This window comes from Acidimicrobiales bacterium (genome assembly GCA_030747595.1).
Lineage (GTDB): Bacteria > Actinomycetota > Acidimicrobiia > Acidimicrobiales > MedAcidi-G1 > UBA9410.
The window spans coordinates 30,381-50,682 of the sequence record JASLKK010000003.1 but is presented as its reverse complement, the minus strand read 5'-3'; the positions used below and the strand labels follow the sequence as shown (position 1 = coordinate 50,682).

Genomic DNA, 20,302 nt, shown 5'->3' with positions numbered 1-20,302 from the left:
CTGATGACCCTTCGCATCAACTGCTGGTCGGGACCACGCAACATCTCGACGTCGTTCATGTACGCCTTCGGGCAACGGGCCGACACCAAGGTGTTCGACGAACCGATCTACGCCCACTACCTGCGGGTGACCGGGCGCCAGCACCCCGGGAGGGCCGAGGTGCTAGCCAGCCAGGATCCCGACGGCGAAGCTGTAGTACGAGACGTGATCCTCGGCGACCATCCGACGCCAGTGGTCTTCTTCAAGCAGATGGCCCACCACGCAGTCGACCTCGATCTGGACTTCCTCGAATCGTGTCGCAACATGCTCCTGATCCGGGACCCGGAGCGGGTGGTGACGTCGTTCGCGAAGAACGTCCCCGATGTGGGGGTGGCCGACACCGGGTTGTCCATCCAGGTCGAGCTACTGGAGGCCATGCTTGCCGCCGGCGAGGAACCGCTCGTGGTCGACTCAGCCGCACTGCTGGCCTCACCCGAGCCGATGCTGAGGCTGTTGTGTGGTCGCCTCGGCCTGCCCTTCGACCCGGCCATGCTCTCGTGGCCGGCCGGGCCCAAGCCCGCCGACGGCGTGTGGGCCAAGCACTGGTACGCCAGCACCCACCGGTCCACGGGCTTTGAGGCCGGGGTGCCCAGCACTGAACCCGTTCCAACCCACCTCCGACCGGTGGTCGCCGAGGCCCGGAGTCTCTACGAACGACTTGTGGGCTACGCGCTCGCCGTCTGACCGGACGCCCCGACCCGACAGACCGCCCCGGACACCTCGACTCGGACACCGGTCGACAGGTCGTCGAACCGATCGGCCGGAAGAACGACCACCGGGATCAGTCGACCGTAGATCTCGTCGGCCACTACAGCGCCGAGGGCAATGATCTCGTCTGGTTCCCCCATCAAGATGGCGGCCGGGCCCGTCCCGGCACGGACCGCCTCGCACAGGGTGCTGCTTCCAGAACTGGAGCCCCTACCGGAGGGCATGACCAGTATCTGGTTGGTCACCGACTGTCCGACCTGGGGGTGACGCCGGTCGATGATCCGGCCGGTCGCCGGATCGAGGCCACCCCAGAAACTCAGAGGCTCGTCCAGACGGAGGACCTGGCCCGATGCCTCGCCGGCCACCATGGCCCGGCCCTCAAGCATCAGAGCAGGCACCTGCTCAGGCACGAGCCCACAACCCTTCGTCACGGACCACCCGGCCGGCGATCGCCGATTCGACGCAGTCCTCGACGCTGCCGAACACCACCTCGACGCCGAGGTTCCCCGGCGCGTAGTAGGCCCACTTGGCCGAGTCGGTCATCGAAGTACCCGACGTGTCCTCGATGATGGACGTGAAGTAGGTGCAGGTGTCGACCACCAACTGGACGCCGGCACGGGCCAGGCGGTCAGCCCAGCCACGCAACTCGACCTCGTGGAGCACGTCACGACCTGTCGAGGCGTAGACGGCAACCCCGTCGTGGACGCGACGGTCGCCCAGAACCTCGACGAGGCGACCGAACTGCCCCACCGAATAGTGCGGCGTGCCGAGGCTGACCGTACGAAGGTGGCCATCGGTGGTCGTGCTGAGTCGGTCCCGAGCGACCCGGAGTTCCGATGGCCCGATCCGGAATTCGGCCACCGGGGGACGGCCTCCAAGCGCTGCTTCGAGCGTGGGGGCTTCGGGCGTGCTACCCACGACGTGGAACAGGCCCACGCTGCCCGTCGAGGCCGCGGCGGCACCGACGGCCTTCAGCCGATCCTCGGAGACCCCTGACGGCAGGCCCACGATGGCCGGGACGGCCTTGCCGACCAGCGACCCGAGCAGGCCGCCGAGTACCGGGTAGAGGACGTCACGATCCAGGAGGTCGTCAGACACCTCGCTAAGTCGAACTACCACGGTGGCCACCCGGTTGGCGTCGAGGTGCAGGCCGGCAGCCGGCGCACGGCCGGTGATCGCACAGCAAAGGTCGATGAAGTCCCCCCACCGGTGGGTGCGTGCTCCGAGGACAGAGTTGGCGAACACGATGGCGTTGGACTCGGCCCACGCCACGTGCTCACCGAAGGCCGGGCGATCTTCAAGTTGGTAGGGCGCGCAGGTCCAGGTGGGCCGACAGCCCATTTCCTCAAACCGCTCCATGAGGAGGCGCGACAATCGGGCCTCTTCCGGATCACCCCGGGAGAGTTCGGGGTGGAGCAGGTCGAGGGACGAGACGTTCAGGGTGGTCGGCACCGAAACCCGGGCGCCACCCCCAGCCAGGCGATCGGCAAAGTCGAGTGCGGCCATGCCCGTGAACAGGCAGGAGTCGATGTGGGCCCCGACGACGTCCAACAGTCGGTCGGCCTCCATGGCCTCGGCGACCCGGGTCACCACCCGCATGGCCAGGGCAACTGCCGGACCCTCGTCTCCCGCCAGACGTGCGGCGTCGCGCTCGTCGAGGCGGAGCGTCAACAGTTCGGGTTGACCTCAGGCTCGTCAGGAGCCGGGACGTCCCCGTCGATGACCAGTTCCTGACCCACGAAGAGGAGGTTGGCGTCGTCGATGGCGTTGCGTTCCATGATCTCCTCGACCGTGGTGTCGTGGCGCTTGGCGATCTTGGTCAACGAATCCCCGGCCATGACGGTCACGATGAGAACGTCGCCTTCCTCGGCGGGTTCGTCGGCATCCGGATCGGTGAGCAGGATGACCTGTCCGACGAAGATCTGATTGGCGTCGCACAGTTCGTTGATGCGAACCAGCGTGTCGACGTTGGTGCCGAACCGCTTGGCGATCTTGGACAGCGAATCGCCGGCCTCGACGGTCACCGACTCGGCGACCTCCGGAGGTGCCTCCGTGGTGGTGGCCGGCGCCGCTGTGATCGTGGTCGTGGTCGTGGGCGCCTCGTATACGGCCTCAGTCGTGGTCGTGGCGGCCGAGGCGTCGCCGGTCGGTACATCAACCGTGGTGGTAGCGAAGATGGCCGTCGTGGTGGCCGGGACGACGACAGGATCGTCGTCGGAGCCGCCACAGGCGGTGGCAACCAAGGCGAGAACGGTCAGGGAAAAGGCGAGCCTGCGCATGGTCGGAGCATAGATCCGGCACCCCGCCCCACCGGGTACCCCCGTGGAGTTCGAGAGGCGGTCAGACCTGGTCCACCCTGGGCTCGATGATGGACGGTTAGTCGACGGCCTGGTCGCCATCGAAAGTCTCGATCGTTGGGTCGAGGTGGTGGTAGTCGCCGGCATCGCCAGCGTAGATGGCCACCCCCGTTCGCAGGCCGGACGGCTGGTCAAGGGTGCCGGCGGCGATCGACACACGGTTCGCCTTGTCGGTGGCCTCCCAGAACAGGGTGCCGCCACACGCCGAACAGAACCCGTACCGGACGGTCTCGGTTCGCTGGTACCACTGGAGCGTTTCGTCGGACTCCAGGTGGAGGTCCTCAGCTCGCGCCGCGGTGGCCGCCATGTGGTGGCCGGTTATCCGCCGGCACGGCTCGCAGTGGCAGTGGACGACGTCACGGAGCCCACCGGTGACCCGGTAGCGGACTCCACCGCAGGCACAACCTCCGGTCGCTCGCTCTTCGGCGGCGTCCTCGCCTTCGAACGCCCGTAGTTCAGAACCCATGCGCGCATCCTCGCACGGCACCGCACCTCGGAACCCACACCCGATGCCCCATATCCGATGGTGCCGAAACGGATCACCGGTGGTGGACTGCCGATCTGCCCTATCAGATCGCCGCTCTTCTGGCTGCCACGTCCTGGGCGTGCAGCAGCCTCATCGCCGCCGAACCGGTGCGTCGGCTCGGCGGTCCCCGGTTCTGCCGCATTCGGATGCTGTACGTCAGTGCCATGCTCCTCGTCCTAGTCACCGCCACCGGAGGCTGGACGACCCTGGACGCGTCCGATCTGGGCCTGTTGGCCGTGTCGGGGTTGGTTGGGATCCTGGTGGGCGATCTGGCGTTGTTCACCGCCATGGCACGGATCGGTCCCCGTCGAACGTCGGTGCTGTTCACCTGCAATGCCCCGTTGGCCGCGGTGGGTGGCGTGCTGCTGTTCGACGAGTCATTCGCCCCATGGGCTCTTGTCGGCGCCGTCCTGACGGTGGCCGGGATCACTCTGGCCGTGAACTTCGGCTCACGCAGCGGAACCCACACCGACGTCTTCGAACGGGTCGAAGGATCACTGCTGGTCGGGGCGACATGGGCCGGTATCGGCGCCCTCGGTCAGGCCCTCGGGGCATTGGCCGTCAAGCCGATCCTCGACGGTGGAGCCGACACGCTGGCCGTGGCAGCCGCCCGGGTGGTGATAGCCACGATCGCCCTCTGGGTCTTCGCCCGACCCGGTGACCGGCTGGCTCGCCCGGCACGGCGCGGCGCATTGCTGCCATTGGACCATCTTCGGCTTGCCGGGAGTGGCTTCGTGGCCATGGTGGTGGGCATGTCGCTGCTGCTGTGGTCGCTCGGGCACGGCGATACCGGTGTAGCCACCATCCTCTCGGCCACCACGCCGGTCATCCTGCTTCCCCTCCTGTGGCTACGGATGCGCCAAGTTCCGACCGTCGGCGCCTGGGCGGGCGCCGCCCTCACGGTGGTGGGCACCGCTCTTCTACTCTGACGAGTCTCCCCGTCCGGCGAGGCGCCCTGCCGGTCCCCCTGGTCGTGGGAACGTCGTTCAGTCGTCGATGACGACCAGCACCTCTTCGAGGGCCTTGCGGGCCAGGTCAGGCACACAGGCACCAGGAAGTGGATGCCCAACGGGGAACATCACGAACGGGCGCTCGTTGTCGGGACGGCCGAGCACGGTCCGCAGGAAGGCCATGGGTGACGGCGTGTGGGGAAGGGTGGCCAGGCCGATCTCGTGGATGGCCGCCACGAACAATCCAGCGGCGATGCCCGTGCTCTCCTTGACGTAGTAGTTCTTTCGGTTCGATCCGTCCGGACGACACTCGTATCGCTGCTCGAACAGGACGACCAGCCACGGAGCCACCTCCAGAAACTCCTTGTGGTGATCGGTCCCCAACGGGGCCAGGGCCTCCTGCCACTCGGCGTTCATCCGGTTCTCGAGGTAGTTGGCCTTCTCCTCGGTTTCCGCGGCCAGTCGGATCCGTTCCTTGGTCGCCGGGTCGGAGACCGCTACGAAGGTCCACGGCTGTTTGTGGGCACCAGAGGGGGCGGTCGAGGCAGCGGCCACCGCCGACTCGATGAGGTCCCGGGGTACCGGGTCGGGGCTGAACATCCGAATGCTGCGTCGACGGTCGACCGAGGAGCGAAACGCCTCGGCACGGCTGCGCATGGTGTCGTCATCGACCCGCTGATGGTCATGGACCACGAAGGGATGTCGGGCAGCCAGGTCAGGCGACGGATAGGGGTACCGGTAGGGCGATTCGCCCATCTGGGCATCGGGGGATTCTGACATGGGGACATTCTCCCCCGCGCTCCCCCTCGTCCGGAACCGCAGCGGTACGCGATCGGAATAGCCGTGCCCGGGACAGGATTCGAACCTGTACGCCCCCGGAGGGGCCGCGGGGTTTAAGCCCGCTGCGTCTACCAGTTCCGCCACCCGGGCGTACCGCCCACGGTAGCCAGCCCGCAGGCCTCAGGCTGCGAGCGCCGGTTCGTCGACGGCTTGCCACAACGCGGCTCGCACGGTGTCGGCCCGTCGACTGTCCAACTCGTTGGCTACCGCCACGCCTTCGACCATGTCGGCCAGCACGGCACCCCAGGGGCGACCCCGGACCACCACCGAGACGGTGGCCGACGCGCCGCGTCGCCGGATGGTTCGCTGCACCCCCTCCAGGCCGGGTGGGCTCCGGAAGGTCGGCACCTCGAGGCCCCGCAACCGGGCGGCCCGCCCGATCGACCGGGCCGCTTCGGCGAACCGGATGGCCCCCGGGCTCTCGCTGCGCCCGGTACCCGCTCTTGGTGATCTCTCATCTCTCCGCTCCATGCCGACGATCTTCGCGCCCGCCTGTGACAGCCCTCTCGGGTCATACTCGTCTCATGTCGGAAGACCGAGGGGCCGATGACCCCACCACCAAACGCGAGGAGCTGAACCCCGCCCAGCAGGCGGTGCTCGACGAGTTGGGCGCCAGGGCCGGCGATCGCCCGGAATTCGACGAGGACCTCCGCCCGCACCTCCGAGCGGCCCTCGAGACGGCCATCGAGCCGCACCTTGACGCCCTCCCGCCGAACGAGGACGTCTACCTCTCCAAACACCGACTCGGTCAGGTCCACGGGTGCGAGGCAAAGTACCTCGCCGAGGATGCCGAGGATTTCGAATGGCGGGTGCCCATCGCCCGTGGATCAGTGGTGCACAAAGCCGTGGAACTGGCCGTCCACTGGCGACGGGACTTCGAGCCTCCGTCCCTGGTCGACGAGGCCCTGGCCCGCCTCGAAGCTGAGGACCGGGGCCTGGGCTACTGGCTCCAGGGGGTGTCCGAGGCCGAACGGGCCGAACTGCGTTCCCTTGCCGTGGACTCCTTCACGAAGTTCGTGGAGTGCTGGCCTCGCCTCCAGCCGGCCTGGCGACCGGTCACCGAGTCCCGACTCCGGGCCGAGTTGTGTGACGGCCGGGTAGTCCTCGACGGCAAGGTCGACCTCTCCTTGGGCACGGCCCGCGGGCTCCAGGCCGGCAAGGTCATCGTGGACTTCAAGACCGGCACGTCTCTTCCCCTTCACCGCGAGGACCTCCGCTTCTACGCCCTGATCGATGCACTCCGGATCGGCGTTCCACCGCGGATGTTGGCTTCCTACTATCTGGATCGGGCCCACTTCGTCCCCGAGGCGGTGACCATCGAAACCCTCCGAACCACCATTGCCCGGGTGGCCGACGGCGTCGGGCGACTGGTCGAGCTCCGCCACGGCGGCCGAACGCCGAACCGGATACCGGGACCACCCTGCAGGTGGTGTCCGGCCTATGACGAATGCGATGTCGGTCAGGCCCATCGAGCCGAGTTCGACGACGACTGACGATCAGCCGGTCGTCTCAGGTCGGCCGTCCGCTCGGATCGCTGCTCAATTGACGTCGAGGAGTCGGAACCGGCCCGTGAGGTGGAGGAACACTCCCCCGCCGAGCACCACGAGACCGGCGAAGGCCACGACCGGGCGGGGGCCGAACACGGCGATGGCCGCCCCCATGGCCAAGTTGGCGAATGGCGACACCCCCAGCACCCCCATCAGGTACAGGGCCATCACCCGCCCACGAATGGTGTCGTCGACCTGGAGTTGCACGGTGGCGTTCAGGTTGGAGGCCGACCCGAGGTGCATGCATCCGATCAGGCCTAGTCCCACGAACCCCATCCAGAGGACTGGAGCGGCCGCGAACAACATGAGAGCGATGCCGTACCCGCAGGTGGCGAACACCTGGATCCTGGAGCGCTTCATCTGCCCGAGTTCCCCGACGATTAGCGGGGCGGCCAGCAGGGCACCCAGGCCCTGCGCCGAACCGAGCATGCCGAACCAGAACGGCGAGACCTCGAACACCTCCTCGGCGAACACCACGATCTGCTGGACCACCGGCTGACCCATGGTCGACACGAGAGCGGTGGTCCCGATGGCCACTCTGATGCCCGGCGAGCCCAGGACGTACCGGATCGACTCCCGATAGTCCCCGAGGATCGACGGCGCATGGTCGGTCGGATTCCCGTCGGGCACCCGTTCGGGCCGGAACAGGTCAGAGGCCCGAATCAGGTACAACGCGGTGAGGACCGGACCGTAGAAGGCGGCCGCCACGAACAACGCCCACCCGGGTCCGACCGTTCCGATGAGTACACCGCCGAGAGCCGGGCCGAACGTCCGGGCCGCGTTGAATTGGGTTGAGTTCAAGGTGATGGCGTTGCGGAGGTGCTCGCGGGGGACGCATTCGGCCACGAATGACTGCCAGGTGGGCAGCTGGATCCCGTAGACGAACCCACCAGCCAACAAAAGGCCGATCCAGGCTGCCACGTTGCGAACGCCCAGACCCCAGGTGATGGCCATCAGCGCAGCCAGCAGGGAGCAGCCCGTGTTCGTGCACAGCAGCACCTTTCGGCGGTCGAAGCGGTCCGACACGTAGCCGGCCACCGGATTGGTGATCAGCATCGGGATGAACGACGCGAAGGCGGCAGTCCCCACCCAGGCCGCGGACTCGGTGATCTGGTACACGATCCAGTAGGTGGCCACGTACTGGGTCCACCGGCCGTTATTGGTGAGCGCACCACCGATCCAGAAGAGTCGATAGTTGCGGAAGGCCATCGCCGGATACCGCCGACCGGGCGAGACTTGAGCTCCGGTCGACATGATTTCGACCCTAGATGAGGCCCCGTCCGCACCGGCTAGCGGACATCTGGGGCTGCCTGCACTCTGATGGCCAGAACTCTGATGGTCAGCTCCGATCGGGCCCGTGCGAGACTCCGACCATGAGCATGCTGAGAATCGAACGACGCGACCGTGTGGCCATCCTGACCTTCGACGATCCCGATCGTCGCAACGTGATCAGCAACGAGTTGAACGACGAGCTGCTCACGGCCTTTGACGAGTTGGAGGCCGACGAGGGCGTCGGAGCGGTCGTCCTCACCGGCGAGGGGCGGGCATTCTGCGCCGGAGCGGTGCTGGACGACCTGTTGGATGCCGGCAAAGACGGAGCCGACGGTTCGCTCCCCGACATCTACCGGGGCTTTCTTCGTGTGGCCCACACGCCGCTTCCCACGGTGGCGGCCGTCAACGGTGCAGCGGTGGGCGCCGGGATGAACATGATCCTGGCCTGCGACCTGGTCATCGCCGGCCGGTCAGCCCGGTTCGACTCTCGGTTCCTGACTATCGGTATCCACCCGGGCGGCGGCCACACGTGGCGCCTACGCAACATCACCGACCTCCAGACAGCCAAAGCCATGGTGTTGTTCGAACAGATTCTGAACGGCGAGGAGGCAGTCCGGCACGGCGTGGCCTGGGACTGCGTGGACGACGACGACCTCCTGAACCGGGCGGTGGAGTACGCAGCCAAGGCGGCCAAGCACCCACGCGAACTGGTGGCCGTCACCAAGCAGACCCTGCACGACACCGCGGCGGTGACCGACTCGGTCCCGTCGGTGCAGTTGGAGATCGAACCCCAGGTCTGGTCGATGCGTCAGCCGGCCTTCACCGAGATGGTGGCCAAGCTCCAGGCGAAGATCGCTGGAAACAAGTGAAAATCGTCGAGAACTAGCCCGCGTCCTCCAGCCACGTGCCGACCAGTTCGGCTCGTCGCACACACCACTCCTCGGCGGTCATGGCGTAGCGAAGGTGGTCCTCCCACACTCCGGCGATCTCCAGGTAACGCTCGGCGAGTCCTTCGCAGCGGAACTCCAACTTCTCGACCACTCGACGGGACCTCGTGTTGCGGGGCACGATCGACACCTGGACGCGGTGCAGGTCAACCTCGTCGAAGGCGAATCTGCAGAGTGCGGCCAGGGCTTCGGGGATGTAGCCGTTGCCGGCTAAGTCCTCGTCCATCCAGTACCCCACGTGGGCGCTGCGAAAGGCGCCACGGACCACGTTGGCGAGGTTTATTTCGCCGGCGAAGGCGGGCGACGCGACGTCACCGATGACAAACACGCCGAATCCCCAGCCTGTGCCCAGTTGGCGTTCCCGTCGCCGGGTAGCGCACCGCATGGCGAACGCCTGCTGATCTTCCACCGGGTCGGGTTGGCCGAATCCCCGGCGGGGCTCCCAACTGGTCAGCCAGTCGGCGTTGCGTCGCCGGACGTCACGCCAGTCCTGGAAGTCGTCAGACTCCAGGGGTCGCAGAACCAGTCGCCGGCCCTGGACGACCGGGCTGTCGACGATCTCCTCGGTAGCCACGATGCATCTTCCCCGGCGGCCCGGGTCTATGGACAACCCGGGACCCACCCACGGGCTCCGGCAGGTCAGCTCAGGATCTCGTCCAGGGCACCCAGCAAGAGAGTCACATTGCGTTGGCGGGCGGTGTGGCCCATGCAGCCGATTCGCCAGACCCGGCCGGCCACCGGCCCGAGTCCACCGCCAACTTCGATCCCGTAGTCGACCAGGAGGCGCTTGCGTACGCCCGCTTCGTCGACGCCGGAGGGCAGTCGGTCCACCGGGACGATCACAGAGGTGAGCTCCGGTAGCCGGTGGCCCTCCTGGGCGAAGAGTTCGAAGCCCCGCTTGACGAGGCCTTCCTGTAGCCGGTCACCACATGCCTGGTGTCGGGCCTGGACGTTCTCGAGCCCCTCGTCGAGCACCACGCCCAGACCGGCGTGGAGCGCGTACAGCATGGAGATGGGAGCGGTGTGGTGGTAGGCGCGAGCGCCGCCACCGGTCACGTAGTTGGCGATCATGGCGAAGTCGAGGTACCAGGACTGTGACTTCTCGACGAAGCCTTCAATGGCGGCCTGCGACACGGTCACCGGCGAGAGGCCGGGCGGTACCCCGAGGCACTTCTGGGTTCCGCTGTAGGCCAGGTCGACGCCCCAGGCGTCGACCTCCAACGGGATGCCGCCGAGGGAGGTGACACAGTCCACGAGAAGCAGAGCGTCGCCCTTTCCGGCCCCGATGGGAGCAATGTCGTTGCGAACGCCGGTCGAGGTCTCGGCATGCACCACGGCAATGACCTTGGGCGACGGATGGGCGTCGAGCAGGGTCTGGGGGTCGATGGCCGTGCCCCATTCGGCGTCGACTCGGACGACCTCGGCGCCGCAGCGCGACGCGACGTCACACATGCGCTCGCCGAACACGCCATTGACGCCGATGACGACCACGTCGCCGGGGCCCAGCACGTTGACGAAGGTGGCTTCCATGCCCGCCGAGCCGGTCGCCGATACGGAAAAGGTCAGCGGGTTGGCGGTGCGGAATACCTGGCGGAGGCGGTCGTTGGTCTCGTCCAGAAGAGCGATGAAGTCCGGGTCCAGGTGGCCGATGACCGGGCGACTGAAGGCTTCCATAACCTCCGGGTACGGATTCCCGGGGCCGGGGCCCATGAGGATGCGGTCAGCGTGCGACATGGAGCGCAGGCTAGTCCATAAATCACTACTGGTGGGAAAGTTATCTCCCCTCAGGAAATACGTTCTTGGGGCCTCCGCCTTCGTCGAACGGTCAAACCTGCGAGGCCACCAAGCCGTCGAGGATGTCAGATTCCGATACCAGGCACTCGTCGAAGCCGAACTGGCGCATCACCTTCACGAGGATCGAGAGGCCACCCACGATGACGTCAGCCCGCGCTTCCTCCATTCCCGGATTGGCCATGCGTTCGTCACGATCCTCGGTGGCCAGCGTTCGGTATACGTCCTCCACCGCCTCCTTGGAGAGTCGGAAATGGTGGATTCGTTCCCGGTCGTAGGCGGCCAGGCCAATCTCGACGGCCGCCGTGCACGACACGGTGCCGGCCAATCCGACAAGCGTGCGGGCGTCGGCCGCCCCCGGAACCTCGAGCAGCACCTCATCGAGGTGGGCTTCGGTGACCGACAAGCAGGCCACCAACTCTTCGGGTCGGGCCGGATCGTGGTCGATCCACTGTTCGGTGAGTCGGACGCATCCAATGTCGCACGACCAGGCCGCCTCGGCGTCGGTGGTGCCGACCACGAACTCCGTCGATCCACCGCCGATGTCGACAACCAGGAACGGTCCATCGTCGGCGTCGAGGTCCGCGGTAGCTCCGGCGAACGACAGCCGCCCCTCGTCCAGGCCAGACAACAACTCGGGCCGGAATCCCACGATGGCTTCGGCCGCGTCGAAGAACTCATCGCGATTGGCCGCGTCCCGGGCCGCCGAGGTGGCGGTGATCCGACAACTGGCCACCCCATAGGCATCCATGGCCTCGCGGTACCGACCGAGGACGGCCAACACCCGGTCGATGGCCTGCGGTGCCAGTCGCCCCGTGGCGTCGACCCCCTCCCCCATCCGGGTGATGTGCATCTGCCGGTCGAGGGTCTCGAATCCCGCCAGACTCGAACCAGCAGAAGCCCGACCAATCAGGAGGCGCGTGGAGTTCGTCCCGCAGTCAATGGCGGCCACTACTCCCACCTCCGGCTCCCCGCCCGCGGTCCTCTCGGGAGCGAGTCGGCCATGGATCCAGCGGCCCACCGGGTCGTCGCCACCGGCCAGGAACCACGCATAGTGGGCATGGAGGCACTTGACCCCTTGGCGGGTGCCACCAACACCGCCTGACGGGCGATGTCCCTCGTGGTCGGCCGGAATAGCCGCATCACGCTCGGCGGCGTACCGACCATGAGCCTCGGCCAACTCGGTGGGATCACAAGCCGCTTCGGCGTCGCGGACCCCGCCGGTCGACTCCAACGTGCCGATGCGCGTCCGGAGGGCGTTGCCAACCAGCCAGTACCGGGTGGGCATAGGTCGTCCGTCGTCCAGCAGCGGATGGTTGCGAATGACCACCGGCGTGCCGTCCTCATCGCGGACGACGACGACGAACGCCCCCTCGGGTCGCCGACCCAGAAGTTCTTCTACGACCAGCCCCTCGGTCGGCCGATCGTCGTGCCCCTCGGTCGTACGACCGTGGCTCATCTCCATCGGCGGAGGTCCTCCATGGTGTCCACGTCAGCGGGATCGCCCGGGCACGGTACTTCCACCACGAGGTCCGACCGCTCGGCCAGAAGCGTCCGCGCCCCCTCGTCGCCGGTCTCGGGAAGGTCCCCCCAGAGGCTCCGTCCGATCAGCGTCGGTGGACGGCGGCTTCCGCCGAAGGTGGCAACGGCCAGAATGGCGTCGACCGAGGCAACCGCCCGCCATGCCTCAGCCGGCACACCCGGACTGTCGGCCAGACCCACCACAACGGCGTCGTGGCCGGCGATCACCGCATGGGTCAGGGCCAAGTGAAGGGAAGCGGCCTGGCCTTCAGCCCACCGGTCGTTGTGCAGCACCGTCGCCCCATCCGGGATCACCGCGGAAAGGTCCACGGCCCCCGTCACCACGACAAGTTCATCCAGGCCAGCTTCGGCAGCGGCGTCCAACGCGTGGGCAGCTAAGGGTCGTCCGTTCAGTTCGGCCAGCAACTTGTGACCGTCGCCCTCCCAGCGGGTGCCGCCTCCGGCGGCCAGCACCACGGCGGCTCGGGTAGCCCTATCGCCCACAGAAGGCACGGTTGCGTCTTTAGTCGTGAATCGGGCCGTCGGTGGCCGAGAGCCCCCGAGCCGAACGTCCGGTCCGCAGGGCGATGATCTCCGACACGATGGAGATGGCTGTCTCCTCGGGTGTCCGGGCGCCGATGTCCAGCCCGATGGGTGACCGCAGCCGAGCCAACTCCTCGTCGGTTACGCCGGCTTCCCGGAGTCGCTCCAGGCGGTCGTCATGTGTTCGTCTGGACCCCATGACCCCGATGTAGCCGACCGAGGTGGCCAGCGCCCCGATGATGGCAGGCACATCGAACTTCACGTCGTGGGTGAGCACGCACACCACATCACGGCGACGGAGATCGTGACCGACTTCGGCGAGGAGCCTGTCGGGCCAGTCCACAACGACCTCATCAGCCAGCGGGAACCGCTGCGTAGTGGCGAATACTTCGCGGGCGTCGCACACCGTGACCCGGTAGCCCAGCACCTTGGCCACCCGCACGAGCGCCGCGGTGAAGTCCACCGCTCCGAACACCAGCATCCGAGGCGGAGCGGCGAACGACTCAACGAAGACTGAGATGGTCTCCTCACGAGCCTCGCCGTGTTCGCCATAGTGGCGGACACCGCTGCGGCCGGCCGACAGTTCACCGAGCGCGTCACGAGAGACGACCCGGTCCAGCCCCTCGTCACCGAGTGAACCCAGAACCTCGACGCCACCTCCGGTGGTACGCCGGACCAGCAGGTGGCGGCCCACCGCTGACTCCCCCGTTGCTGGTACTGCCTCGCCGGTCTCATCGATGACGGTGGCTAACGCCACGGGCACCTCGTCGACCAATAGTTCGGCCAGTCGGTCGAAGATCTGGTCCATCCCACCAGCCTTAACGGTCCGTCCCTCTGTCGACGCAGGCACCGGTTACCAGTCCAGGGGTTCGACGAAGATGTGGACGGTGCCACCACACGTCAATCCGACGGCGAACGCTTCATCGTCGCTGTACCCGAAGGAGACCATGCGACGGTCACCGGTGGCCAGCACCTCGAGCGCCTCGGAGACCACGGCTCCCTCGACACAGCCTCCCGAGACCGATCCGGCGACCTCGCCACCCTCGGCAACGGCCATCGCCGCGCCCGGCAGACGTGGCCCGGAGCCCTCCACGTCGACAACGCGGGCCAGCGCGACCCGATGGCCCTGACGGCGCCACCGCTGGATGTCGTTGATCAACTCTCGCACGCCCGCAGGCTATGGCCCATCGTCGTGCCGCCACCGTCTTCCGTGAGGAGCCCTGGGTCGGTACGTCAGAGGAGCTTGGAGATGACGCCTCCGAAGTCCGACGGTCGCTCGACCACCGTCACCCCGTGGTCCTTCATAATCTCGACCTTCTCAGCCGCTGACTCACCGGGACCGGTGACGATGGCTCCGGCATGGCCCATGGTTCGACCCTTGGGGGCCGACAGGCCGGCGATGTAAGCCACCACCTTCTTATGCATGTGTTCTTTGGCGAACGCCGCTGCCTGAGCCTCCTGTGGGCCACCGATCTCGCCGATGACGCAGACCAAGCTGGTCTCGGGATCCTGCTCGAAAGCCTTGAGGTGGTCGGTGAACGAACTTCCATTGATGGGATCACCGCCGATTCCAACACTGGTACTCACCCCGATGCCCAACGCCTTGAGCTGCGAGGCGGCCTCATAGCCCAGCGTTCCGGAGCGTCCAATGATGCCCACCGGGCCATTGACGTAGATGTGGCCGGGCATGATTCCGAGCAAGGCTTTGCCGGGACTTATCACGCCGGCGCAGTTCGGGCCCATGAGGGTCATTCGCCTCTCGACCCGCTTGGTCCGCATGTAGCGCTTGACCTTCATCATGTCCTGGGCCGGGATGCCGTCGGTGATGCACACACAGTGGGCAATGCCGGCGTCGGCAGCCTCCATGATGGCGTCAGCAGCGAAGGGTGGCGGGACGAACACGATGCTCGCCTCAGCCCCCGTTTCGTTGACGGCGTCCTTGACGGTATCGAACACCGGTAATCCCAGATGGTCCGACCCGCTCTTGCCGGGCGCGATCCCCCCGACGAGGTTCGTCCCGTACTCGATCATCTCCTCGGCATGAAACGTGCCCATGCGTCCGGTGAACCCCTGGACGATGACTGGGGTCTTCTCGTTCACGATGATGCTCATGACTAGTTCGCCTCCCAGGACACGGCGGCCACAGACTTCTCGCCGGCCTCGGCCAGCGTCTCTGCGGTGATGGTGTCGACGTCGCTCTCGTCGAGGATGCGACGCCCCTCTTCGACGTTGGTGCCCGACAGCCTTACGACCACCGGGACCTTCACGTCTAGTTCGGTCATGGCCTTCACGACGCCCTCGGCCACCCAGTCGCAGCGGTTGATGCCGGCGAAGATGTTCACGAGGATCGCCTCAACCCGGTCGTCGGACAGGACCAGTTTGAATGCCTTGGCCACCCGGTCGGGCGAGGCCCCACCGCCGATGTCCAAGAAGTTGGCCGGCTCCCCGCCAGCGTGCTTGATCATGTCCATGGTGGCCATGGCCAGGCCGGCCCCGTTGATGATGCAGCCGATGTTGCCGTCGAGACCCACATAGCTGAGACCACGGTCAGCGGCGTTCATCTCACGGGGGTTCTCCTGTGACTTGTCCCGGAGTTCGGACACGTTCTGGTGACGGAACAGGGCGTTGTCGTCGAAGCTCATCTTGGCGTCCAGCGCCAGTAGACGACCCTCCTCGGTGACCACCAGCGGGTTGATTTCGAGCAGGGTGGCGTCAAGGTTCCGGAAGGATCGGTAGGCCCCCAGCAGCAGGGTCTCGGCTTGGGAGATCAGCCCGGCGTCCAGGCCGCAGGCGAAGGCGGCCTCCCGAGCTTGGAAGCCCTGGAGTCCGACCGCTGGCTCGATGTGGGTGCGGTGGATGGCCCCGGGGTCGGTCTCGGCCAGCTCCTCGATCTCCATGCCACCAGATCCGGACATGACGAGCACGATCCGTTCGGTTTGGCGGTCGAGCACCATGGAGAGGTAGAGCTCACATTCGAAGGGCACCACGGGCTCGATGTAGAGGCGATAGACGCCCTTGCCGGCCGGACCGGTCTGGTTGGTCACCAGTCGACGACCGAGCAAGTCGTCGGCGGCCTCCCAGACCTCGTTTTCGTCAGCGCACATGCGGATGCCGCCGGCCTTGCCTCGCGCCCCGGAATGGATCTGGGCCTTGACGACCCACTTCTCGCCACCGATCTCCTTGGCGCGATAGGCCGCCTGCTCCGGGCTGTAGGCGAGACCTCCGGTGGCGATCGGTACGCCGAATTCCGAGAGCAGAGCCTTGGCCTGATACTCGTGGATGTCCATGGACTGGTCTCCGTCCTGCTTTCTCGAACGCGTTTCTGGCGTGGATCTACTGGTTCGGCTACTTACCGGCGATGGCTGCGGCCTGGGCCACCACGTTGGCGGCCATGCGGGCTGACGCTGCGTCGATCATCCGGCCCTCCAGTTGAGCCGCTCCCCGACCGTCGGCAGCCGCTTCTTCGAGGGCCGCCAGGATCCGGTGGGCCCGGTCAACCTCGTCAGCGGGCGGCGAGAAGACCTGGTTGGCCAACTCGATCTGGGAGGGATGGATGGCCCACTTGCCCTCGTAGCCCAGCGCGGCGGCACGACGGGCACCATCCAGGTAGCCGTCGGGGTCGTTGAAGTCGCCAAACGGACCGTCAATAGGTCGGACGCCGTAGGCCCGACAGGCCACCAGCATCCGCGAGAGAGCCTGATGCCACTGGTCTCCCGGGTAGTCCGGGTTGAGACCACCGATGTTGGTGGTGCGGGCTCGACAGCTCGCCGCGTAGTCGGCGACACCAAAGTGCATCGCCTCGAGCCGACGACTGGAGGTGGCGATCGACTCCACGTTGGCCATGCCGAGCGTGGTCTCGACGAGAGCCTCGATGCCGATCCCGCCATCGGAGATGTCGAGTCCAGTGGCCTCCTCGATCTGGGTGACCATGGCGTCGACCATGTAGACGTCGGCAGCCACGCCCACCTTGGGAATGAGGATGGTGTCGAGGTGCTCGCCGGCCTGCTCGACCACGTCGACGACGTCCCGGTACATGTAATGGGTGTCGATGCCGTTGATCCGAACCGAGATGGTCTTGCCCAGCCCTCGCCAGTCGATGTCCCGGAGACCCTCGATGACGTTACGGCGTGCCTGTTCCTTGTCTCCGGGAGCGACCGCGTCCTCTAGGTCCAGGAACACGTAGTCCACGTCGCTGGCTGCCGCCTTTTCGAACATTGCCGGGTTGGATCCAGGCACGGCAAGCTCACTCCGTTGGAGTCGCTGGCGGGCAGGGGCGTATCGGGTGTGGCTCATGATGCTCCGACAAGAAGTGCCCCATATGCTGGATGGGGCGGAGGAAACTGATACGCATTCTGCACGAATGTTTCCTCGTATTCAAGTAGATAGAACCACAGGGACGATTCGGTCCCTCGCAAGAACTAGGTTTCCCGCATGTCACAGTTGACATCAGTTACACCTGAGCGCGGTCCTGAGCCCACCGACGCCGCCCTCCGGGCCGACATCCGACGCCTCGGGACCCAGTTGGGAAACACGCTGGTGCGCCAGCACGGCGAAGATCTACTAGAGGCCGTGGAACGGGTCCGCTCTCTAACCCGACACCTCCGAGAGCAAGGCACCCGGGAAACCCCACCCGATGGCCAGATCGTCGACGAGCCAGCCGTCGCCAGCTCTTCTGCCAAAGGATGGGCGGCCACCGAACTCCACGAGTTGTTCGACGACACCGATGTGGCCCACGCCATCCTCCTAGTCCGGGCCTTCACCGTCTACTTCCACCTGGCCAACGTGGCCGAACAGGTCCACCGCATCGAGGACCTCAACTCAGGATCACCCAACGCCGCCAACCAGTTCGAGGAAACCATCCACTCGTTGGTGGCGACGGGCGTCACCCCCAACGAGATCGCCACCCTCATCGGACGAGCCGAGGTCCGACCGGTCTTCACCGCGCATCCGACCGAGGCGTCACGTCGGGCCATCCTCGACAAATTGGCCACGGTGAGTCAACTCCTCGAACAGCGGTCCGAGCAGCGCCGCACCGAGGCCGACCAGCGACGGATCGACCGCCGAATCGAAGAGATCATCGACGCCGTCTGGCAGACCGACGAACTGCGGCATGTACGCCCCGATCCGATGGACGAGGCGCGTTCAGTCCTCTACTACATCGGCCTGACGGTCCGGGAGGCCATCCCCGACCTGTTCGACGAAATGCAGGCCGCCCTATCCTCCATCGGCCAGTCGCTGCCCGCCGATCGAGTACCCATCCGGTTCGGGACGTGGGTGGGTGGCGATCGGGACGGCAACCCCAACGTGCTCCCGGCCACCACCGCCGAGGTGCTCGGCCTGCAGCGCCGCCGCGCACTCGAGATCCTCACCGAGGAGGTGCGTGACCTAGGCCATGAGTTGAGTATCAGCACGAGGGTCCACGGCGTGTCCGATGAACTTGCCACGGCCACCGAGGCCGACCGTTCAATGCTGTCCGACCTGGGCAACCGGGTCGACCACTCGGAGCCCTACCGGATCCGGTGCGAAGCCATCCGGCGTCGACTTCGGGCCACCGCCGGTTTCCAAACCGCAACCGCCGGGATACGTGGATACGAGTCACCGTCCGAACTCCACGCCGACCTTCAGGTCATCGACCGTTCCCTGCGAGCCAACGGTGGCGGCCTGTTGGCCGACGGAGCCGTTGCCCGGGTGCGACGGATCCTCCAGGTGATCGGCTTCCACTTCGCCACCCTCGACGTCCGCGAACACTCCGATCGTCACCACGACGCCCTGACCACGCTATTTGCCGCCAACGACGTCGACTACGGCGCACTCACCCCGGCCGAACGCTGCACTCTTCTGGCCGCCGAGATGGAGAGCCGACGGCCACTGGCACCGCCCGCCACGCCCGACGACGCCGGTGCTCTGGCACTGTTCCGAACCCTGCGTCAGATCATGGACCGCGACGGTGACGACGTGATCGAGAGCTACGTCATCTCCATGACCCAGGGCGTCCAGGACGTCCTGGCCCCCGTGGTGCTGGCCCGCGAGGTGGGGCTCATCGACCCAGCGCACGACACGGCGCGGATCGGGTTCGTGCCCCTCTTCGAGACCATCGACGACCTCCGCTCGATCGGGCCCACCCTCCGGGCCCTGTTCGCCGTGGCCCCCTACCGCCGCATCGTGGAGCTCCGCGGCGGCAATCAGGAGGTCATGGTCGGCTACTCGGATTCCAACAAGGACGGGGGCATCACCACCTCACAGTGGGAAATTCACAAGGCCCTGCGGGTTATCCGAGAGGTCTCCGACGAGACGGGAATCCCCATTCGCGTCTTTCACGGCCGAGGCGGGACGATTGGCCGGGGTGGAGGCCCCACCCATGCCTCGATCCTCGGACAACCAAACGGCGTACTGGACGGCGAAGTGAAGTTCACCGAACAGGGCGAAGTCATCGCCGACAAGTACGGGCACCCCGAGATCGCCCGCCGAAATCTTGACCTGGCGTTCACCGCGGTGATCGAAGCGTCACTGGCCCACAGGGCCCCCCGGCACGACGAGGCCACCATCATCCGGTGGCACTCGATCATGGACGACATGGCAGACGACGCCTACGCGGCCTACCGGAGTTTCGTCGAGACCCCAGGACTGGTGGAGTACTTCACCACCTCGACGCCGGTCGAGGAGTTGGGCGAGATGAACATCGGTTCGCGCCCAGCCCGACGCCGGGGGGCCACCACCGGTATCGCCGACCTACGAGCCATCCCCTGGGTGTTCGGGTGGACGCAGTCCCGTCAGATCATCCCAGGCTGGTTCGGCGCCGGTAGCGGCCTGGCGGCGTGTCGGGCGGCCGGCCATGGCGACGAACTACGCGCCATGTACAAGGACTGGCACTTCTTCCGGACCTACGTCTCCAATGTCGAGATGACGCTGACCAAGACCGACCTGGCCATTGCCCACCACTACGTGGAACGCCTGGTGGATCCGTCGCTGCACCACCTCTTCGACACGGTGGTCGACGAGTACCACCGGACGGCCGACGAGATCCGGGCCATCACCGGTGCCGCCCTGCTGGCCGAGAAGCCGACGCTGCGCCGCACCCTGGCCGTCCGCGACGCCTACCTCGACCCGCTCAACGTCCTCCAGGTGGAGATGCTGCATCGTTCCCGGTCCGGCCCGGCCAAAGGTATGCCAGCCGACGACGAGCTCCAGCGGGGACTACTGCTGACCATCAACGGCATCGCCGCGGGAATGCGCAATACCGGCTGAAGCAACCGTTGCCCGG

At 66.6% G+C, this 20,302-nt stretch carries 21 protein-coding genes and 1 tRNA gene; 5 read left to right on the top strand and 17 right to left on the bottom strand.

What is annotated here, in order from left to right; translation table 11 throughout:
• Positions 1-3: 3 nt before the first annotated feature.
• Positions 4-723, top strand: coding sequence for a hypothetical protein (locus QF777_02810; GenBank protein MDP6910483.1), 720 nt, complete (start codon positions 4-6; stop codon positions 721-723).
• Here the strand turns inward: QF777_02810 and QF777_02805 are convergent.
• The 4 genes from QF777_02805 to QF777_02790 form a co-directional block, all read right to left on the bottom strand.
• Positions 705-1,157 carry a DUF126 domain-containing protein gene (locus tag QF777_02805; protein MDP6910482.1) on the bottom strand — a complete coding sequence of 151 codons (453 nt, stop codon included), beginning with the start codon at positions 1,155-1,157 and terminating at the stop codon, positions 705-707. The genes QF777_02810 and QF777_02805 overlap by 19 nt on opposite strands.
• Entirely contained in the window at positions 1,150-2,418 is a 1,269-nt protein-coding gene (locus tag QF777_02800; protein ID MDP6910481.1) for an aconitase X catalytic domain-containing protein, read from the bottom strand. Before QF777_02800 ends, QF777_02805 begins: the two co-directional genes overlap by 8 nt.
• Positions 2,415-3,026 (bottom strand): LysM peptidoglycan-binding domain-containing protein, encoded by a 612-nt coding sequence (locus QF777_02795; GenBank protein MDP6910480.1) that lies wholly within the window; start codon positions 3,024-3,026, stop codon positions 2,415-2,417. Before QF777_02795 ends, QF777_02800 begins: the two co-directional genes overlap by 4 nt.
• A gap of 97 nt (positions 3,027-3,123) precedes the next feature.
• Positions 3,124-3,570: a GFA family protein gene (locus QF777_02790; GenBank protein ID MDP6910479.1), complete on the bottom strand. Its 447-nt coding sequence runs from the start codon at positions 3,568-3,570 to the stop codon at positions 3,124-3,126.
• 119 nt (positions 3,571-3,689) lie between these two features.
• On the opposite strand from QF777_02790, the gene QF777_02785 reads away from it, so the two are divergent.
• On the top strand, positions 3,690-4,559 hold the full coding sequence (locus QF777_02785; GenBank protein ID MDP6910478.1) for a DMT family transporter: 870 nt from the start codon (positions 3,690-3,692) through the stop codon (positions 4,557-4,559).
• Positions 4,560-4,616: 57 nt separating this feature from the next.
• On the opposite strand, the gene QF777_02780 is transcribed toward QF777_02785, so the two are convergent.
• The 3 genes from QF777_02780 to QF777_02770 form a co-directional block, all read right to left on the bottom strand.
• Positions 4,617-5,360 carry a nitroreductase family protein gene (locus tag QF777_02780; protein MDP6910477.1) on the bottom strand — a complete coding sequence of 248 codons (744 nt, stop codon included), beginning with the start codon at positions 5,358-5,360 and terminating at the stop codon, positions 4,617-4,619.
• A gap of 64 nt (positions 5,361-5,424) precedes the next feature.
• Positions 5,425-5,510 (bottom strand) — tRNA-Leu (locus QF777_02775).
• A 30-nt stretch (positions 5,511-5,540) separates the two neighbouring features.
• Positions 5,541-5,891, bottom strand: coding sequence for a hypothetical protein (locus QF777_02770; protein ID MDP6910476.1), 351 nt, complete (start codon positions 5,889-5,891; stop codon positions 5,541-5,543).
• 53 nt (positions 5,892-5,944) lie between these two features.
• On the opposite strand from QF777_02770, the gene QF777_02765 reads away from it, so the two are divergent.
• Complete coding sequence (locus QF777_02765; GenBank protein MDP6910475.1) at positions 5,945-6,913, top strand: PD-(D/E)XK nuclease family protein; 969 nt, start codon at positions 5,945-5,947, stop codon at positions 6,911-6,913.
• A gap of 45 nt (positions 6,914-6,958) precedes the next feature.
• Here the strand turns inward: QF777_02765 and QF777_02760 are convergent, their stop codons facing one another.
• The gene (locus tag QF777_02760; protein ID MDP6910474.1) at positions 6,959-8,221 is read right to left on the bottom strand and encodes an MFS transporter; all 1,263 of its coding nucleotides are present in this window, start codon (positions 8,219-8,221) and stop codon (positions 6,959-6,961) included.
• 119 nt (positions 8,222-8,340) lie between these two features.
• Here QF777_02760 and QF777_02755 point away from each other — a divergent pair, with 119 nt between their 5' ends.
• Positions 8,341-9,108 (top strand): enoyl-CoA hydratase, encoded by a 768-nt coding sequence (locus QF777_02755; GenBank protein MDP6910473.1) that lies wholly within the window; start codon positions 8,341-8,343, stop codon positions 9,106-9,108.
• Between the two features lie 13 nt (positions 9,109-9,121).
• Here the strand turns inward: QF777_02755 and QF777_02750 are convergent, their stop codons facing one another.
• The 9 genes from QF777_02750 to QF777_02710 all read right to left on the bottom strand — a co-directional run bounded on the left by QF777_02750 (position 9,122) and on the right by QF777_02710 (position 17,334).
• Entirely contained in the window at positions 9,122-9,760 is a 639-nt protein-coding gene (locus QF777_02750; GenBank protein ID MDP6910472.1) for a GNAT family protein, read from the bottom strand.
• Positions 9,761-9,825: 65 nt separating this feature from the next.
• On the bottom strand, positions 9,826-10,920 hold the full coding sequence (locus tag QF777_02745) for an alanine--glyoxylate aminotransferase family protein (GenBank protein MDP6910471.1): 1,095 nt from the start codon (positions 10,918-10,920) through the stop codon (positions 9,826-9,828).
• A gap of 91 nt (positions 10,921-11,011) precedes the next feature.
• Positions 11,012-12,442: a DUF501 domain-containing protein gene (locus tag QF777_02740; protein ID MDP6910470.1), complete on the bottom strand. Its 1,431-nt coding sequence runs from the start codon at positions 12,440-12,442 to the stop codon at positions 11,012-11,014.
• Complete coding sequence (locus tag QF777_02735) at positions 12,433-13,011, bottom strand: nucleotidyltransferase family protein (protein MDP6910469.1); 579 nt, start codon at positions 13,009-13,011, stop codon at positions 12,433-12,435. Before QF777_02735 ends, QF777_02740 begins: the two co-directional genes overlap by 10 nt.
• A gap of 10 nt (positions 13,012-13,021) precedes the next feature.
• On the bottom strand, positions 13,022-13,849 hold the full coding sequence (locus QF777_02730; protein MDP6910468.1) for an XdhC/CoxI family protein: 828 nt from the start codon (positions 13,847-13,849) through the stop codon (positions 13,022-13,024).
• 45 nt (positions 13,850-13,894) lie between these two features.
• Positions 13,895-14,209, bottom strand: a complete 315-nt coding sequence (locus QF777_02725) for an XdhC family protein (GenBank protein MDP6910467.1) — start codon at positions 14,207-14,209, stop codon at positions 13,895-13,897.
• A gap of 65 nt (positions 14,210-14,274) precedes the next feature.
• Complete coding sequence (gene sucD, locus QF777_02720) at positions 14,275-15,153, bottom strand: succinate--CoA ligase subunit alpha (GenBank protein ID MDP6910466.1); 879 nt, start codon at positions 15,151-15,153, stop codon at positions 14,275-14,277.
• Between the two features lie 2 nt (positions 15,154-15,155).
• Positions 15,156-16,328 carry a malate--CoA ligase subunit beta gene (locus tag QF777_02715; GenBank protein ID MDP6910465.1) on the bottom strand — a complete coding sequence of 391 codons (1,173 nt, stop codon included), beginning with the start codon at positions 16,326-16,328 and terminating at the stop codon, positions 15,156-15,158.
• A 58-nt stretch (positions 16,329-16,386) separates the two neighbouring features.
• Entirely contained in the window at positions 16,387-17,334 is a 948-nt protein-coding gene (locus QF777_02710) for a CoA ester lyase (GenBank protein MDP6910464.1), read from the bottom strand.
• A gap of 138 nt (positions 17,335-17,472) precedes the next feature.
• Here QF777_02710 and ppc point away from each other — a divergent pair, with 138 nt between their 5' ends.
• Positions 17,473-20,286 (top strand): phosphoenolpyruvate carboxylase, encoded by a 2,814-nt coding sequence (ppc, locus tag QF777_02705; GenBank protein MDP6910463.1) that lies wholly within the window; start codon positions 17,473-17,475, stop codon positions 20,284-20,286.
• Positions 20,287-20,302: the final 16 nt, after the last annotated feature.

Bases quoted from the DNA above. Each gene is read 5' to 3' on its own strand.
- ppc (MDP6910463.1), top strand. From the start codon at position 17,473: ATGTCACAGTTGACATCAGTTACACCTGAGCGCGGTCCTGAGCCCACC.
- QF777_02810 (MDP6910483.1), top strand. From the start codon at position 4: ATGACCCTTCGCATCAACTGCTGGTCGGGACCACGCAACATCTCGACG.
- QF777_02755 (MDP6910473.1), top strand. From the start codon at position 8,341: ATGAGCATGCTGAGAATCGAACGACGCGACCGTGTGGCCATCCTGACC.
- QF777_02770 (MDP6910476.1), bottom strand. From the start codon at position 5,891: ATGGAGCGGAGAGATGAGAGATCACCAAGAGCGGGTACCGGGCGCAGC.
- QF777_02710 (MDP6910464.1), bottom strand. From the start codon at position 17,334: ATGAGCCACACCCGATACGCCCCTGCCCGCCAGCGACTCCAACGGAGT.
- sucD (MDP6910466.1), bottom strand. From the start codon at position 15,153: ATGAGCATCATCGTGAACGAGAAGACCCCAGTCATCGTCCAGGGGTTC.
- QF777_02765 (MDP6910475.1), top strand. From the start codon at position 5,945: ATGTCGGAAGACCGAGGGGCCGATGACCCCACCACCAAACGCGAGGAG.
- QF777_02715 (MDP6910465.1), bottom strand. From the start codon at position 16,328: ATGGACATCCACGAGTATCAGGCCAAGGCTCTGCTCTCGGAATTCGGC.
- QF777_02730 (MDP6910468.1), bottom strand. From the start codon at position 13,849: ATGGACCAGATCTTCGACCGACTGGCCGAACTATTGGTCGACGAGGTG.
- QF777_02780 (MDP6910477.1), bottom strand. From the start codon at position 5,360: ATGTCAGAATCCCCCGATGCCCAGATGGGCGAATCGCCCTACCGGTAC.
- QF777_02795 (MDP6910480.1), bottom strand. From the start codon at position 3,026: ATGCGCAGGCTCGCCTTTTCCCTGACCGTTCTCGCCTTGGTTGCCACC.
- QF777_02740 (MDP6910470.1), bottom strand. From the start codon at position 12,442: ATGGAGATGAGCCACGGTCGTACGACCGAGGGGCACGACGATCGGCCG.
- QF777_02745 (MDP6910471.1), bottom strand. From the start codon at position 10,920: ATGTCGCACGCTGACCGCATCCTCATGGGCCCCGGCCCCGGGAATCCG.
- QF777_02760 (MDP6910474.1), bottom strand. From the start codon at position 8,221: ATGTCGACCGGAGCTCAAGTCTCGCCCGGTCGGCGGTATCCGGCGATG.
- QF777_02790 (MDP6910479.1), bottom strand. From the start codon at position 3,570: ATGGGTTCTGAACTACGGGCGTTCGAAGGCGAGGACGCCGCCGAAGAG.